Below are 15,413 nucleotides of genomic sequence, written 5' to 3'. Positions count from 1 at the left end.
CTGCTTACTGGTCAAAACCCCGGCCCGTTGCGAGCTTGTCGCGCAGGCTCTTCGGCCGAATATCAGGCCAATGCTGCTCGATGTACTCCAAACACGCAGCTCGGTCGGCTTCCCCGTGGACCACTCGCCAGCCAGCTGGAACATCGGCGAAGGCCGGCCACAAGCTGTGTTGCTCCTCGTCGTTCACCAAGACGAAAAAGCTGCCGTTGTCGTCGTCGAATGGATTGATGCTCACAATTCTCCAGGATGCATAGTGGACATGAGTGGAACAGGTCCAAACCATAGTTGAGCCCTAGAGCGCTCGTCCGTGGTTTGGACAAAGTTCCTGGTGTCGCCTAGGAGGCGTTGCACGCCATCGAGTGTTGATGTGCGGCGGGGCCCCGATGCCCCGGATTTCGCTGCAATGACCTGCATCAATGGCGTTGATTGCGAGATTTCGCTATTGGGGCAGGCGGGTCCTTGAGGCCGATGAAGTTTTTGTGCTCGTCGCCACACACCTTAGCCGAAGCGGCGGTGGCCCGGAAAATCACCACGAGGCGGGCGGGCCCAGCTCCGTGAGAGATCTTGAACCAGGGGAACCTTGAACCATCTGTGCCCGTGACACGTACGGTGTGTTGTGCTTAGGTGGCGGTGCGACGTAGCGGAGTCCTCGGGCGGATTGGTGATCAGCGAATGTCGTTACGCACGCGACACGCAATTACGATCCCGCATCGCGTTGGCAAAGCACTGATACGGAAGCGACTGCCGTGGTTTACTCATCAAGACTTGGTCGCGCTCCCCGGGGCGGGGCCTGCCAAGAGGTGACAGAGAAACGACTGGTCGGCGGCGGTTCTGGCTTTCGGAGCGCCGTCGCCCGGCGCTATTGCGGCCGGTGGGTAGTTGCATGGTCGGGGGCGAACACCGCGCGGGCGCGACGGCGCGGCTAGAGGGGGTCCAATGGTCGAATCGGAGGTACGGGCCCGGCCCGACAACACCACCGCGGAAGGACGAGACATTAGCCAACGCGGTTTCCTGGGCTTTGGTCGTCGATCGTCAAAAGAACCCGAGGGGCATAGCGGCGCTTCCAAGACCCGTCCGAACACCAAAAAGGGCCCCGGGCTTTTCGGTTTCCTGGGCCGGCTGTGGATCCCGCTGGTCATCGTGGCCGTCGTCGTCGCCGGAGGCATGACCGTCTCGCGGCTGCATGGGGTTTTCGGCTCCGAGAAGCGCCCGACGTACGCCGAATCCAGGCAGCAGGACACCAAGCCGTTCAATCCCAAGCACGTGAAGTACGAGGTTTTCGGACCCGCTGGCTCGATGGCCGACATCAGCTACTTCGACGCCAACGGCGAGCCGAACCACATCAACGGCATACCGTTGCCGTGGACGTTCGACATCTCGACGACGCTGCCGTCGATCGTGGGCAATGTGGTCGCCCAGGGCAATAGCGATAGTCTCGGCTGCCGCATCGTGGTCGACGGTGTCGTCAAGGCCGAGAGGATCTCGCACGAATTGAATGCCTTCACCTACTGCGTGTTGACGGCCACATGAGCGCGCCCCCAGTGGAGACCCAGCCAGCCGCGCGTCCACGGATCGCGCGGCTCATCCATCGCCTGTCGGTTCCGATCATCTTGGGCTGGTTGGCGATCGCCGTCCTCATCAGCATCAGCGTGCCATCGCTGGAGCAGGTCGAGGCCGAGAACGCGGTCTCGCTGAGCCCGTTGGGCGCACCGTCTTTCAAGGCCATGGAGCGCCTAGGCCAGGACTTCAAGGAGACTAACTCCGGCGCGTTGGCGATGATCCTGCTCGAGGGTCAGCAGCAACTCGGCGACGACGCGCACAAGTATTACGACCGCCTGGTCAAGCTTCTGGAAGCCGATACCAAGCACGTGCAGCACGTGCAGAACTTCTGGGGCGATCCGCTGACCCGCGGTGCCGCCCAGAGCCAGGACGGTAAGGCCGCATATGTCCAGGTGAACCTGAACGGTAACCAGGGTGCGGCCGCGGGTGACGAATCCGTGGCGGTCATTCGAAAGATCGTGCAGGACGCTTCGCCCCCACCAGGCTTGAAGGTCTACGTGACCGGGCCCGCGCCCATCGTCGCGGACATGAATATCGCGGGTCAAAAGACCGTCATGCTGGTTACGCTGGCCAGCCTTGCGGTGATCTTCTTGACCCTGTTGCTCGTCTATCGATCAATCGTCACGGTCATTCTTTTGTTGCTGATCGTCGGCCTGGAATTGCAGATTGCGCGTGGAATGGTCGCGCTGCTTGGGCACCTCGGATTGGTCGGCCTGACGACTTTTGCCGTGAACCTGTTGGTCGCCGCCGTTATCGCAACGGGCACGGACTATGGCATTTTCTTCGTCGGCCGATATCAAGAGGCGCGGCAGGCGGGCGAAAGCCGAGAAGAGGCTTTCTATACGACGTTCGCCGGTGTCGCCAAGGTCGTGTTGGCCTCCGGTTTGACCATCGCCGGCGCGGTGCTTTGCCTCAGCTTCACCCGACTGCCCTATTTCCAACCGCTGGGAATCCCCTGTGCCGTCGGTATCTCCATCGCGGTCCTCGTCGCGATAACCCTGGGGCCCGCTCTTATTGCCGCGGGGGCGCGGTTCGGCCTGTTCGAGCCACGGCGGGCGCTCTCGGCCCGTAGGTGGCGACGGATCGGTACGGCCATCGTGCGGTGGCCGGCACCCATCCTCATCGCCTCGTTGGCCGTCTCGCTGATCGGCCTGCTGACCCTCCCGAACTACAAGCCCAGCTACGACGACCAGAAATTCATTCCCGCCAGCATTCCCGCGAACGTGGGATATGCGGCCGCAGCCCGCCACTTCCCCGGTCAGCGCATGTCGATGCCCGAAATCCTGTTGGTCGAGACCGATCACGATTTGCGCAATCCGACGGACATGTTGGTCATCAACAAACTCGCCAAGGGCGTGCTGGCCGTCCCCGGAATTGCGACGGTGCAGACCGTGACCCGCCCCGAGGGAACGCCGTTGCAGCACACCACGATTCCCTGGATCATCAGCATGGGTCAGGCGAGTCAGATGCAGAATATGGCGTTCCAAAAAGACCGCATGGACGACATGCTCACCCAGGCCAATGAGCTGGGGAAGATGATCGGCATCATGCAGCACATGCTGGACCTGATGCGTGAACTGGTCGCCACCACGCACCACATGGTCAAGACGACGCATGAAATGCAGGACATCACTTCGGATTTGCGCGATCGCGTTTCGGATTTCGAGGACTTCTGGCGTCCGCTTCGCAGCTACTTCTACTGGGAAAAGCACTGCTACGACATCCCGATCTGCTTCTCCCTGCGATCGATCTTCGACGCGATCGACGGCGTCGACGAGATCAGCGACAAGCTGGGCGACCTGGTGAAGAACCTCGACGAGCTGGATGCGCTGCTGCCGCAGTTGGTTATGCAGATTCCGCCGATGATCGAAACCATGTCGAGCATGCGCACCATGATGCTGACCATGCACAGCACCATGTCCGGCGTCATGGGCCAAATGGATTCCAGCGCAAAGGATCCCAGCGTCATGGGGCAGGCGTTTGACGCCTCCAAGAACGACGATTCCTTCTACCTGCCGCCCGGCATCATCAACGGCTCCGAGTCCTTCAAGCGGATCGAGAAGGTGTTCATGTCGCCGGACGGCAAGGACGTCCGCCTGCTCATCTCGCAGCGGGGTGACCCGGCGACACCCGAGGGCCTCTCGCGGGTCGAACAGATCAAGACGGCGGCCGAGGAATCGCTCAAGGGCACTCCCCTGGAGAACGCCAAGATCTATCTGACCGGTACGGCGGCGATTACCAAAGATCTGGTGGACGGATCCAAGTTCGACCTCTTGATCGCCGGCGTAAGCGCGCTCTGCCTGATTTTCATCATCATGCTGATCATGACCCGAAGCTTCATCGCCGCCATGGTGATCGTCGGCACGGTGCTGCTTTCGCTCGGCGCGTCCTTCGGGTTGTCGGTACTGGTATGGCAGTACTTGCTGCACATGCAGCTGCACTGGACTGTGCTGTCCACCTCCGTGATCGTGCTATTGGCGGTGGGCTCTGACTACAACCTGCTATTGGTCTCCCGCATGAAGGAGGAACTGGCTGCCGGCATCCACACGGGCATCATCCGCGCGATGGGCGGCACCGGAAAGGTCGTGACCAACGCCGGCCTGGTGTTCGCGTTCACCATGGCCTCGATGGTGGTCAGCGATCTGCGCAGCATCGGCCAGGTGGGCACGACGATCGGGCTGGGCCTGCTCTTCGACACGCTGATCGTGCGGGCGTTCATGACGCCGTCCGTCGCCGCGCTGCTGGGACGCTGGTTCTGGTGGCCACAGCTGGTCCGCCCCCGCCCGGCCAGCACCATGCTGCGACCCACCGGCTCCCGTCCGTTGGTGCGTTCACTGCTCCTGAAGCAGCCGCAATAGGTGGCGGCTTTCCACTTCAGGATGGGAACAGCAACGTGGGGAACACTGTGACACAGGGCAATAGCGTCATTCGCCTGCCGAGGGCGTTATGACCACGCAACTACCCCGGCCTTCGCGCTTCGCGCGGTCCATCCGCCACCTCGCGGTGTTCATCATCATCGGGTGGGTGGCGCTGACCCTGCTGGTGACGTTCGGCGTGCCTCGGCTCGAGATTGTGGGCCAACAGCATTCGGTTCCGCTCGCCCCCCAGGACGCGCCGGCGGTGCAGGCCATGCAGCGCATGGGCCGGGACTTCAAAGAATCCGACTCGGACAGCTTCGCGATGCTGGTCCTGGAGGGCCAGCAGCCGCTTGGCGACCAGGCGCACGCCTACTACAACAAACTGGTCAGCGAATTAAAAAGCGACACAAAGCATATCGAGCATGTGCAGGACCTCTGGGGCGATCGCCTCACCGCGGCGGGCGCCCAGAGCCCGGACGGCAAGGCCGTCTATGTGCAGTTGAATCTGGCGGGCAACCAGGGCACCACCCTGGGCCAGGAATCCGTCGCCGCCATCCGCGACGTCATCGCGCGCACCCCACCGCCCCCCGGGGTCAAAGCTTATGTCACCGGTCCCTCGGCCCTGTTCTCCGATATGCAGCTCGCCGGTGACCGATCGATCCTGAAGATGACCATGATCGGCGCCTTGATCATCTTCATCGTGCTGCTCATGGTGTACCGCTCGATCACGATCGTCATTCTGCTGTTGCTCACCGTCGGGGTCGAGGTCTTCGCCGCCCGGGGTGTCATCGCCTTCATCGCCAATAACAACTGGATGGCGCTCTCCACGTTTGCCGTCAACCTGCTGGTGGCCCTGGCCATGGCCGCCGGCACGGACTACGCGATCTTCTTCTTCGGCCGCTACCAAGAGGCGCGCCAGGCGGGCGAAGACCGGCAGACGGCGTATTTCACCACCTATCGCAGCGTCGCCCCCGTCGTCTTGGGTTCCGGTCTGACGATCGCCGGGGCCATGCTGTGCCTGAGCTTCACCCGCATGCCCATCTTCCAGACCATGGGCCTGCCCTGCTCGGTGGGCATGCTGATTTCGGTGCTGATCGCTCTGACGCTGGTGCCTGCGGTGCTGACGGTCGGCAGTAGGTTCGGGTTGTTCGATCCGAAGCGCACCATCGGGTTCGGCCGGTGGCGGCGGATCGGCACGGCGATCGTCCGCTGGCCCGCGCCAATCCTGTGCGCGACGATCGCGGTGGCCCTGGTGGGCCTGGTGACGTTGCCCGGCTACCAGACCAGCTACAACAACCGGCTCTACATGCCCGACAACGTTCCCGCCAACGTCGGTTACGCGGCCGCCGACCGTCACTTCAATCAGTCGCGCATGATGCCCGAAATTTTGATGATCGAATCCGATCACGACATGCGGAACTCGGCAGACTTCCTATTGCTGCACCGACTTGCGAAGGCAATCTTCGCCGTTCACGGGATTTCTCGCGTGCAGGGCATAACCCGGCCCGAGGGAACGCCGATCCAGCACACCTCGATCCCGTTCCTGCTCAGCATGCAGCAGGCGACGATGGGTGAAGACATCAAGTACATGCGGGCGCGCATGGACGACATGCTCGTCCAGGCGGACATGATGGCCAAGCAGATCGAGATCATGAAGCGCATCTACGCATTGCAGAAGCGCATGACCGCCATCACGCACTCATCGATCGAGAAGACCAAAGAAATGGCCGCCATTCTTTGGGAGCTTCGCGACAAGATGTCGGACTTCGAGGATTTCTTCCGGCCGCTGCGTAGCTATTTCTACTGGGAGAAGCACTGCTACGACATCCCGATCTGCTGGTCGCTGCGGCAGATCTTCGAGATTCTCGACGGCGTCGACACGCTCAGCGACAAGATGGTGGGCCTGCTGCAAGACCTCGACCACATGGACAGGCTGATGCCCCAGCTGCTCGAGCAGTATCCGCCGATGATCGCGATGTCCGAGGACATGCGCAACATGATGCTGACGAACCACAGCACCATGTCCGGCATCCTCGGCCAGATGGACAGCAACGGCAAGGACGCCGTCGCCATGGGGCAAGCGTTCGACGATTCGAAGAACGACGATTCGTTTTACCTGCCGCCCGAGATCTTCGAGAATGCGGACTTCAAGCGCGCGATGACCCAATTCCTGTCGCCGGACGGAAAGACCGCCCGCTTCATCATTTCGCACCGAGGCGATCCGGCCACCTCTGAAAGCGTGAACCGCATCGACAAGATCAGGCTGGCCGCAGAGGAAGCGCTCAAGAACACCCCGCTGGAAAACGCCAAGATCTACATCGCGGGCACCGCGTCGACGTTCAAGGACTTCCGGGACGGGTCTACCTACGACCTCTTTATCGCGGGCATCGGTGCGCTCTGTCTGATCTTCATCATCATGCTCATCCTCACTCGAAGTTTCGTGGCAGCCCTGGTCATCGTGGGCACGGTGACGCTCTCACTGGGTGCATCGTTCGGGCTGTCGGTGCTGATCTGGCAGTACATCTTCGGCATCAAGCTGTACTGGATGGTGCTGCCCATGTCGGTCATCGTGTTGCTCGCGGTCGGGTCGGACTACAACCTGCTCCTGGTGTCCCGCATGAAGGAGGAGCTTGCCGGCGGCATCAATACGGGCATCATTCGCGCGATGGGCGGTACCGGCAAGGTCGTGACGAACGCGGGTCTGGTGTTCGCGTTCACCATGGCTTCGATGGTGGTCAGCGACTTGCGCATCATCGGTCAGGTGGGTACCACCATCGGCCTGGGCCTGATGTTCGACACCTTGATCGTGCGGTCGTTCATGACGCCTACCATCGCGGCACTGCTCGGGCGCTGGTTCTGGTGGCCGCAATTGGTCCGGCCGCGGCCGGCCAGCCTGTTGCTCCGTTCCGTGGGCACCCGTCCTGCGGTGCGCACCCTGCTCCACCACGACGACGACGCGGACGCTCGCACGGCCGAGATCCCGATCGCCAGGCCGACCGTCTAGGTGCTCCTTGTCGTTTCGTTGCCCGGATAGCGAGGCGGTCGATGCCCTCCGCGCAATTGCGCGGCGAGAAAGATTGGACGCCAATGACTTTGCTTCGAGCCCGTCCCCTCCCCCACATCGTTATCTGTCGATACCGTCAGCACGCCGTTACGCACCGTGAAATACTCCTATCGTGAGTCCACTTGCTATTGAGGTTGTAGGCCTCACAAAGACATTCGGGCGCAACACGGTCGCGCTGAACGGCATCGACTTCTCCGTTCCGGCCGGGACGGTGTGCGGGGTGCTCGGCCATAACGGTGCCGGCAAGACCACCACGATCAATATCCTTTCCACGCTGATCCGCCCCAGCTCGGGCCGCGCCAGCGTCGCCGGGTATGACATCATCCGCCAGCCGTCGGAGGTACGCGCCAGCATCGGAATGGCCGGGCAGTTCACCGGAATGGATCCCATGCTGACGGGCCGGGAGAACCTGGTGTTGTTCGGCAGGCTGCGCGGCTTGAACCGCAAGCGGGCCAAGGCCCGGGCCGATGAACTGCTCGAACAGTTCGATCTCGTTGCTGCCGCCGACCGCCGGCTGTCGACCTACTCGGGAGGCATGTTCCGGCGCGTGGATTTGGCCAGCGCCCTGGTGGTGCCGCCCCAGGTGCTCTTTCTCGACGAGCCGACCACCGGGCTCGACCCGCGCAGCCGACGCGACGTATGGGCCCTGGTGAGCTCGCTGGCCGTGCAGGGCATCACCGTGCTGCTGACCACGCAGTACCTGGAAGAGGCCGACGTGCTCAGCGACTCGATCGTGGTCATCGATCATGGGCAGGTGATCGCCAGCGGCACCGCCGAGGAGCTCAAGCGCGCGGTGGGCACCAGCTACTGCCAGGTGACGCCCGCCAACCCCGCGGAGCTGACTCGGGTCGCGTCGGCGCTAACCGGGCTGGCGGGGGTCGATATCGACAGCGACACGGGTTCGGTGTCGGTGTTCGCCCCCGATGGGGTGGCCACCCTGGTCGAGGTGTTTCGCCGGGTCGACGCGCTGGGGCTGGAACTCGCCGACATCTCGCTGCGCAAGCCGTCGCTCGATGAAGCTTTCTTGCACATCACCGAGCGGACCACCGCCCGGTCATGAGCGCCCTGACCGCCCTCACCGAACGTTCGCTGATGTCGGCGGCACGCGATGGCGAGATGATTTTCGAGGTCTTCGCACCGGCCGTGTATCTAGCCGGCTTCAGCGTCGCGCTACACGGGCTGATCGATACGGGGCCCGTCAGTTATTCGCAGTATCTGCTGCCCGCCGTGGTGGTGCAGTCGATGACCTTCGTCGGCATGCTCACTGCGGATCGCGCGGTCCGCGACCATATTTTCGGGTTCGGCGAGCGGATCCGGACACTTCCGGTTCCGGCCGCGGCCACCGTGACGGCCCGAACGGCTGCCACCCTGCTGCGGGGTGTCCTGTCCCTGATAGTGGCGATGATCGCCGGTTTTGCCTTTGGTTTTCGGATGACCGGTGGCCCCGGCAACGCCATCGCTTTCGTGGCTGTCGCGCTGCTGCTGTGCCTGGCGGTGACGCTTGGCTCCGACGCACTGGGATCTAGCGCAAAAACTGTCCAAGGGGCCAGCCACCTTCTGTTTGTGCCTCAGCTCCTGTTGTTCATGCTGTCCACCGGAATCGCCCCAGAGAAGACGTTTCCCACCTGGTTGCGCCCGTACGTCCGTAACCAGCCTTTCTCGCAGTTCGCCGAAACACTGCGCGGCCTGGCCACCGGGCATCTGTTGCGCGCCAACCTCGCGACCACCCTGGCCTGGGCTCTGGGCATGGTGGTGGTGTTCGGTGGGATCTCGTTGCGGATGCAGAGGCGCGGCTAGTGACCCACCGACTCAAGACGCAAAATTCCCTGTTGACCGAGAGCTGGGTGCAAGCCGGGCGCCTACTCATCCGTTGGCGACGTGACTTCGCGGTGCTGATGGGGTCGCTGCTGCTGCCGGTCTTCCTCTTGTTCTGCTACCAGGTCGTGCTGGGTGAGCAGGTGCACAGGGCCACAGGCGTCGAAAGTGTTTACGGCATCGTGCCCATGTGCGCGGTGATATCCGCGCTGTTCGGTTCCCTTGGCGGTTCTGTCGGCATCATGATGGACCGTCAGTCGCGCGTCCTCAGCCGGATGTGGACCCTGCCGATACACCGGGCGAGCGCGCTCACCGGGTGGTTAACCGCCGAGTTTGTGCGCGCTCTGTTCGGCACGACCTTGATCACCGCGATCGGGGTGGCGATGGGGCTGCGCTTCATCCACGGCTGGCCCACAATATTGCTGTACCTCCTGATTCCGTCGATCGTGGTGACCGGGTTCACCGCACTGGTGATGACGCTGGCAATCCGCGGCAAGGGCCGAGTCGCGATGAATTGGCTGGTGGCCCTCACGTTTTCGATGGCGTTCGTCAATCCGGGTGCTACGCCGATCGGGCAGTTTCCCGAATGGGTTCGACCGTTGATCCGCATGCAGCCGATATCGCCGCCTATCGAGGCGATGCGGTCGCTGGCCCACGGCGGTCCGCTGGCGCAACCGCTGACCATAACCGCGGCCTGGGCGGTCGTGCTGCTCGCACTGTCCATCCCGGTAGCCGTGCGCGGCTATCGGCTGGCCGCCGAAGCCAGCGCTTAAACGTCCGGGACACACGATCGCCGCCCGACGAACGGGCGGGCGCTACTGCTGTGCCCGCGCCTTCGATGCGGCTCTGGATCTGATCAGCAAGGCGCGCAACGCCAGTCGACGATTCTCTTTTTTTCGGAAGAACGCCAGCATCCGGCCGCAAGTCTCCCATGCGGCCACCCAGAAGTACATCGGCAGCCGCTTTCTGAATTCCCTGTCGGTGCTCTGTCGCATACTGAGCCCGGTCATGTCGTTGTATTCCGCGATGACGAGGTCCATGTATCGGGTCACCAGGGCCGGGTTGGAGAAGCAGCGGATGTTGAAATCCCAATCAGCCCAGATCGGATAGCGCAAGTTATAGGGACCGATGCCATCAAAGAGCTTGCGGCGGTAAAAGATTGATTGATGGCACAGGTTCGTCTCAAACAGCAGACGATCGAGATCGAAGGCGCCGGCATGGCGGGCCCCCGTTGAGCTCATGACGACATCGCCATAGACCAGGTCGCTGGACTCATGGCTGCCGATGAAGGCGGCCACGCGCTCCAGGGTGGCCGGCTCAAGCAGAGTGTCGTCAGATCCCAGGAAGAGCACCCATTCCCCGGTGGCCATTCCGACGCCACGATTCATGGCGTCGTAGGGGCCTTGGTCTGGGCCGCTGTAGATGACCAGGCGTTCACCAAGGTCAGCGCCAAAACCATTCGCGATGTCGAGGGTTCCATCTGTCGAAGCGCCGTCTACGAGTACCAGTTCGTAGTCGGTGTACGTCTGGCGGGCAATGCTTTCGATGCACGCCTGTAGAGTCGCGGCCGAGTTGAACGTGGGGACGATGATCGAAAACGTTGGTGCACTCATGACGCTACTTCACGGCTTTCGAATTGGCTGTCGGTCGGAGCCATAGGCACTTTATCTGGATTCGATTCAGGCGACAGAACAAATGCATTGTCAAGTCAATCCTTCTCACGCAAGAATACACCGTCTGCCTGCAGCGTCCGGCCGTCCCCCGGATCGATAAACACGGTAGTAATCCGGTTACCTTCATACAAGGGCAGAAAAGAAAGTTCGAGTTGCATGCCCACACAACTGTTGGCGAGCGTCGTTTCACTACCGGCGAGCACTTGCTTCTCGAAACCTTGGACGTCGATCTCAGGAAAGTCACATCGGTTGGCCGCAAAAATTTCTGACGCCACAGAGTCAAGCCGATACACGGCGACGTCTTCGACGCCAACGTAATTCGCTGGCGGAAAGGCATCTTGATGGCTTTTCAGCATCGGCAACACGGAACTACTCTGAGCAGCATTGCCTGCGATATTCACCGACACCGTGCCGTGGGCGTCCCCCAGCGCGTGCCTCCGGCAACCCCAAAGTGGATCCTTTGACGCCCTTCTTTCCAACGTCGCAAATGGCTGTGAGAGGGGTTCGAACGAGATCATGCGACCCTGGTAGCCCGCTTTGCGGAGGCCGGCAGCGTATTGTCCCGTGTTTGAGCCTATGTCGAAAACTACATTCACATTAAGTGATTCGAGTTGTTTGACGAACTTGCGTTTCCAATTGCGCTCGAAGAAGTAGCGCAACAATTCGGAAGGCGCGGCTCGCGCGATCAAACGAACCTGATCCAGCAATTGCATCGCATAACACTAACATGCGAATGGCCGAAGAGAATGCCCCTTCGGGGAAACCGACGTCCAGATACGCGTCTAGTACGCGCGCTGCTCTATTGCCGGGCCGCAGCTGCGTTCGCACGGTACCACGCCACCGTTGCCTCAATACCGTCGCGTAGGGAGATTTTGGGCTGCCATCCCAGGCCTCGTAACGCTGAGACGTCCAGCAGCTTGCGCGGCGTTCCGTCCGGTTTCGTTTGGTCCCAGCGCGTTTCGCCCGCATAGCCAACCGCGGTGGCAACCATCTCGGCAATCTCGCTGATGCTGTGATCGACACCGGTGCCCACGTTGACCTGATCTGGGCCGTCAAAATGTTCGAGAAGGTACAGGCACGCGTTGGCTAAGTCATCGACATGCAACAACTCTCGCTGTGGGGTGCCGGTGCCCCAGTTCGTCACGCTTGGGGCTCCGCTTGCCTTCGCCTCCTCGTATCTGCGGATGAGCGCCGGCAGCAGGTGCGAACCCGAAGGAGAAAAATTGTCGTCGGGTCCGTAGAGATTGGTTGGCATCGCCGAAATCCACGACAAGCCATATTGACGCCGAACCGCTTGCACCTGAAGGATTCCCGCGATCTTTGCAATCGCATAGGCGTCGTTTGTCGGCTCCAGCGGGCCGGTGAGCAGCGCGCTCTCCTGGATCGGCTGAGGAGCGAATTTCGGGTAGATGCAGGAGGACCCGAGGAACAGCAGCCGTGGCACCCTCGCCGCCACCGCGGCATCGAGCAGGTTGACCTGGATCTGCAGGTTTTCGGACAGGAAATCGGCGGGATAGGTGTCATTGGCCATGATGCCACCGACCTTGGCCGCGGCATCGATGACGATCTGCGGTCTTGACTCGAGAACGAAGTCAAATGTTGCGGCCCGGTCCATCAAGTCGAGCTCGCTGTGCGACCGCACAAGAAGATTCGTGAACCCTTCGGACTGAAACCTGCGCACCAGGGCGGAGCCGACCAAACCGCGGTGCCCTGCGATGTATACCGGCGAAGTGCGGTCAAGGACGCCGACTGCAGAGTTCATACTCGGGTCATTTCCAGCCGGCGAGGACCGGCTTGTCGATCCATGGCTTTCCGTCGCATTCCAAAGCGGCGATGTCCGCCTCGACCATGATCCGCGCCAATTCGCCACTGTGCACGGAAGCCTTCCATCCGAGCGACTGGGCGGCTTTGGTGGCATCGCCGATCAGTGAATCGACTTCGGTGGGACGCAGATAGCGGTCGTCAAATTTCACATACTTTTGCCAGTCGAGGCCGGCATGGTCGAATGCGGTCTGGGCAAACTCGCGCACGCTGTAACCACGACCTGTCGCCAGGACGAAGTCATCGGGCTCAGGAGCCTGCAGCATCCGCCACATACCCTCGACATATTCTGGCGCGTACCCCCAGTCACGAACGGCATCGAGGTTGCCTAGATAGACATCAGACTGGTCGCCGGCTTTGATGCGCGCAACTGCTCGCGTGATCTTTCGGGTCACGAATGTTTCGCCGCGCCTGGGCGATTCGTGGTTGAACAAGATGCCGTTCACCGCGAACAAACCGTACGCTTCTCGGTAGTTGCGTGTCGCCCAGTAAGAGAAGACTTTTGCCGCGCCGTATGGTGAGCGCGGATAAAATGGTGTCTGCTCGTTCTGCGGCGGTGGCGACGCACCGAACATCTCCGACGAGGATGCCTGGTAAAAGCGGCAGTCGATTCGAGAGAGGCGAACGGCCTCGAGCAGTCGGATCGATCCCATGCCCGTGGTATCGCCGGTGTGCACCGGTTCGTCAAAGCTGACACGCACGTGCGACTGCGCAGCAAGGTTGTAAACCTCGTCGGGATCGATGGTGCTGAGCAAAGTGACCAATCGGGTGCCGTCGGTGAGGTCGCCGTAGTGCAAAAGCAGTCGCGCACCCGATTCATGTGGATCGATGTAGAGATGATCGATCCGGGAGGTATTGAACGTCGAAGCTCGACGGATGAGCCCGTGGACCTCGTATCCCTTACCTAGCAGCAGCTCGGCAAGATACGAGCCGTCCTGTCCGGTGATTCCGGTTATGAGCGCTCGCTTCATAAGGTCCTTACTTCTGTCGGTGCATGCTCGTCACCCAAACGTCTGGCATCCCATCATCGAAGTCGTCCCTGCTACGTCAAGAGGTCATGGTACGAGCCCCAGCTTGAATGCACGATTCTCTTAGGTGAGTCACGTCCCTGCCTCCGTCGCATAGGCTCCCTTCACGCTTCTGTTCCAGGCTGTTTACCGGTTGCGCAGGTAGAACCTTCTGGGTCGTAATCGCCCAGCACAGTCACTGAGCCTGTCGCTCAATATGTGCGTGCGTTCAGCATCTACTATGAAGCGACGGCGACGCGTGCAGTTGTAACACGGCGAGGGGTCGATCAACACTCAGAGCTCCTCTTCGGCGCCCGTCCGGGTATTGACCACGGGCAATCCCTTTAGGGAAGCCAGTCGCCGCTCGCCGCGCAGATAAGTCAGCCGGCCCTTGCTGTCCCTGGACTCGGCGAACTTGGATGTCACGTAGCCCTCCGCAGCGGTCAGGACCTTAAGTCCGTGCTGCAGGTCGGAGCGAACAAAATAAGCGTTGTTCCCTGCACTGTTGCTACCGACAAAGTCATATCCCTTGGAAGTAGCGAGGTCGCACATCGCCGGCAGCGAGGCGCCGAAGTACAGATTGTTGATGCGCGCTCTACTGAAATTCGGGTCGTAGGGGATCGTGATCGCGCGTTCGGCGCCGAACACGCTGTTGTACTCCATGATCGCGATCGCGGGTCGTACGGCGGTGAGGCCACGCCAGATCCAGTAGTCGTTGCCGTCAATGTCGATATGAAGAAGTCCGATCTCCCCTTCGAACCCATGATCCAGCATCAACTGGTTGATATTTTCTACCGTCACGAAGGCGCACGCGCTCTGGAGATCATGACGCCACGAAATCTCGTCGCGCTTGATGACGGCGACGTTTCGATCGGAGCTATCCATCACCAGTCCGCGCCAGTTGTCGTTCAGCAGCAGGAACCGGGTGTTGGACTCTCGGTAGTCCCCGACGCCGAATTCTACGAAGGTCTCGCTCAATCCCGAAAGCCGATGGATGAGCCACTGAATGATGCCGTCGTCGCCGAATTGACTGAACACCGAGAATTCCACGTCGGCTAGGCCGTTGACGACTTCCCGTTCACGTACCTGCCACGCGAGCCCGCGGCCAACCAGAGTGCGCTGCCTAGCTTCGCCCCCCGTCAGGGCTTGCGCGAGGAGGGCCAGCGGATTGAGATTGAGTTCCACGTGAGTCCTATTCCCGCTGTCCACACCCGTCGCGGACCGATCCGCGATCTCTCGGTCAGCAACTTTATTCTTAGCAAAGCGTCGGCCCAAGGGGGCGCGCCGCGCCCGCACACTGGATCTAGGTAATCAGTCAGATGTCTCGTGGCACAGTGGGCCTGGTGCGGCGCGTTAGATCCGGAAGTAGCCGACGGAGCTGTCGAAAGGGATACCGATGAAAGCCGTATTGTTGGCCGGCGGGTTTGGTACTCGCCTGAGCGAAGAAACCACGATCCGCCCCAAACCCATGGTGGAGATCGGCGGACGACCAATCCTGTGGCACATCATGAAGCTCTACTCCCACCACGGTATCCACGATTTTGTGGTGTGTTGCGGTTACAAGGGGTACGTGATCAAGGAATATTTCGCCAATTATTTCCTCCACATGTCAGAC

Annotated in this window: 13 protein-coding genes; 7 read left to right on the top strand and 6 right to left on the bottom strand. The window is 61.3% G+C overall.

The window, feature by feature from the left end; genetic code table 11:
* Nucleotides 1-4 precede the first annotated feature (4 nt).
* Nucleotides 5-235 (bottom strand): MbtH family protein, encoded by a 231-nt coding sequence (locus DQP57_RS14425; RefSeq protein WP_003877688.1) that lies wholly within the window; start codon nucleotides 233-235, stop codon nucleotides 5-7.
* Between the two features lie 875 nt (nucleotides 236-1,110).
* Between DQP57_RS14425 and DQP57_RS14420 the strand changes: the two genes are divergently transcribed.
* From DQP57_RS14420 to DQP57_RS14395, 6 genes are all read left to right on the top strand, one after another.
* Nucleotides 1,111-1,530: an MmpS family protein gene (locus DQP57_RS14420; RefSeq protein WP_112633596.1), complete on the top strand. Its 420-nt coding sequence runs from the start codon at nucleotides 1,111-1,113 to the stop codon at nucleotides 1,528-1,530.
* The gene (locus DQP57_RS14415) at nucleotides 1,527-4,418 is read left to right on the top strand and encodes an RND family transporter (RefSeq protein ID WP_112633590.1); all 2,892 of its coding nucleotides are present in this window, start codon (nucleotides 1,527-1,529) and stop codon (nucleotides 4,416-4,418) included. The genes DQP57_RS14420 and DQP57_RS14415 overlap by 4 nt, the downstream gene beginning before the upstream one ends.
* Before the next feature lie 88 nt (nucleotides 4,419-4,506).
* On the top strand, nucleotides 4,507-7,422 hold the full coding sequence (locus DQP57_RS14410; RefSeq protein WP_112633589.1) for an RND family transporter: 2,916 nt from the start codon (nucleotides 4,507-4,509) through the stop codon (nucleotides 7,420-7,422).
* 172 nt (nucleotides 7,423-7,594) lie between these two features.
* A complete protein-coding gene (locus DQP57_RS14405; RefSeq protein WP_112633588.1) occupies nucleotides 7,595-8,542 on the top strand; it encodes an ATP-binding cassette domain-containing protein in 948 nt (315 codons plus the stop codon).
* Nucleotides 8,539-9,279, top strand: coding sequence for an ABC transporter permease (locus DQP57_RS14400; RefSeq protein ID WP_112633587.1), 741 nt, complete (start codon nucleotides 8,539-8,541; stop codon nucleotides 9,277-9,279). The genes DQP57_RS14405 and DQP57_RS14400 overlap by 4 nt, the downstream gene beginning before the upstream one ends.
* 32 nt (nucleotides 9,280-9,311) lie before the next feature.
* The gene (locus tag DQP57_RS14395; RefSeq protein ID WP_276310831.1) at nucleotides 9,312-10,070 is read left to right on the top strand and encodes an ABC transporter permease; all 759 of its coding nucleotides are present in this window, start codon (nucleotides 9,312-9,314) and stop codon (nucleotides 10,068-10,070) included.
* 42 nt (nucleotides 10,071-10,112) lie between these two features.
* Here DQP57_RS14395 and DQP57_RS14390 read toward each other — a convergent pair whose 3' ends face one another.
* The 5 genes from DQP57_RS14390 to DQP57_RS14370 form a co-directional block, all read right to left on the bottom strand.
* The gene (locus DQP57_RS14390) at nucleotides 10,113-10,910 is read right to left on the bottom strand and encodes a glycosyltransferase family 2 protein (protein WP_112633585.1); all 798 of its coding nucleotides are present in this window, start codon (nucleotides 10,908-10,910) and stop codon (nucleotides 10,113-10,115) included.
* A gap of 95 nt (nucleotides 10,911-11,005) precedes the next feature.
* Nucleotides 11,006-11,683, bottom strand: coding sequence for an FkbM family methyltransferase (locus DQP57_RS14385; protein WP_112633584.1), 678 nt, complete (start codon nucleotides 11,681-11,683; stop codon nucleotides 11,006-11,008).
* A gap of 86 nt (nucleotides 11,684-11,769) precedes the next feature.
* Nucleotides 11,770-12,732: a GDP-L-fucose synthase family protein gene (locus DQP57_RS14380; RefSeq protein WP_112633583.1), complete on the bottom strand. Its 963-nt coding sequence runs from the start codon at nucleotides 12,730-12,732 to the stop codon at nucleotides 11,770-11,772.
* Nucleotides 12,733-12,739: 7 nt separating this feature from the next.
* The gene (gene gmd, locus DQP57_RS14375; protein ID WP_044485268.1) at nucleotides 12,740-13,762 is read right to left on the bottom strand and encodes a GDP-mannose 4,6-dehydratase; all 1,023 of its coding nucleotides are present in this window, start codon (nucleotides 13,760-13,762) and stop codon (nucleotides 12,740-12,742) included.
* 330 nt (nucleotides 13,763-14,092) lie between these two features.
* Nucleotides 14,093-14,983 (bottom strand): hypothetical protein, encoded by an 891-nt coding sequence (locus DQP57_RS14370; protein WP_112633582.1) that lies wholly within the window; start codon nucleotides 14,981-14,983, stop codon nucleotides 14,093-14,095.
* 211 nt (nucleotides 14,984-15,194) lie between these two features.
* On the opposite strand from DQP57_RS14370, the gene DQP57_RS14365 reads away from it, so the two are divergent.
* Nucleotides 15,195-15,413 (top strand): sugar phosphate nucleotidyltransferase (locus DQP57_RS14365; protein WP_165821810.1); only part of this gene is annotated, 219 nt, incomplete at its 3' end.

It is taken from the genome of Mycobacterium colombiense, from assembly GCF_003284935.1.
In the GTDB taxonomy this organism is placed as follows: Bacteria; Actinomycetota; Actinomycetes; order Mycobacteriales; family Mycobacteriaceae; genus Mycobacterium; species Mycobacterium arosiense_A.
This window is presented reverse-complemented; position numbering and strand designations above follow the sequence as displayed.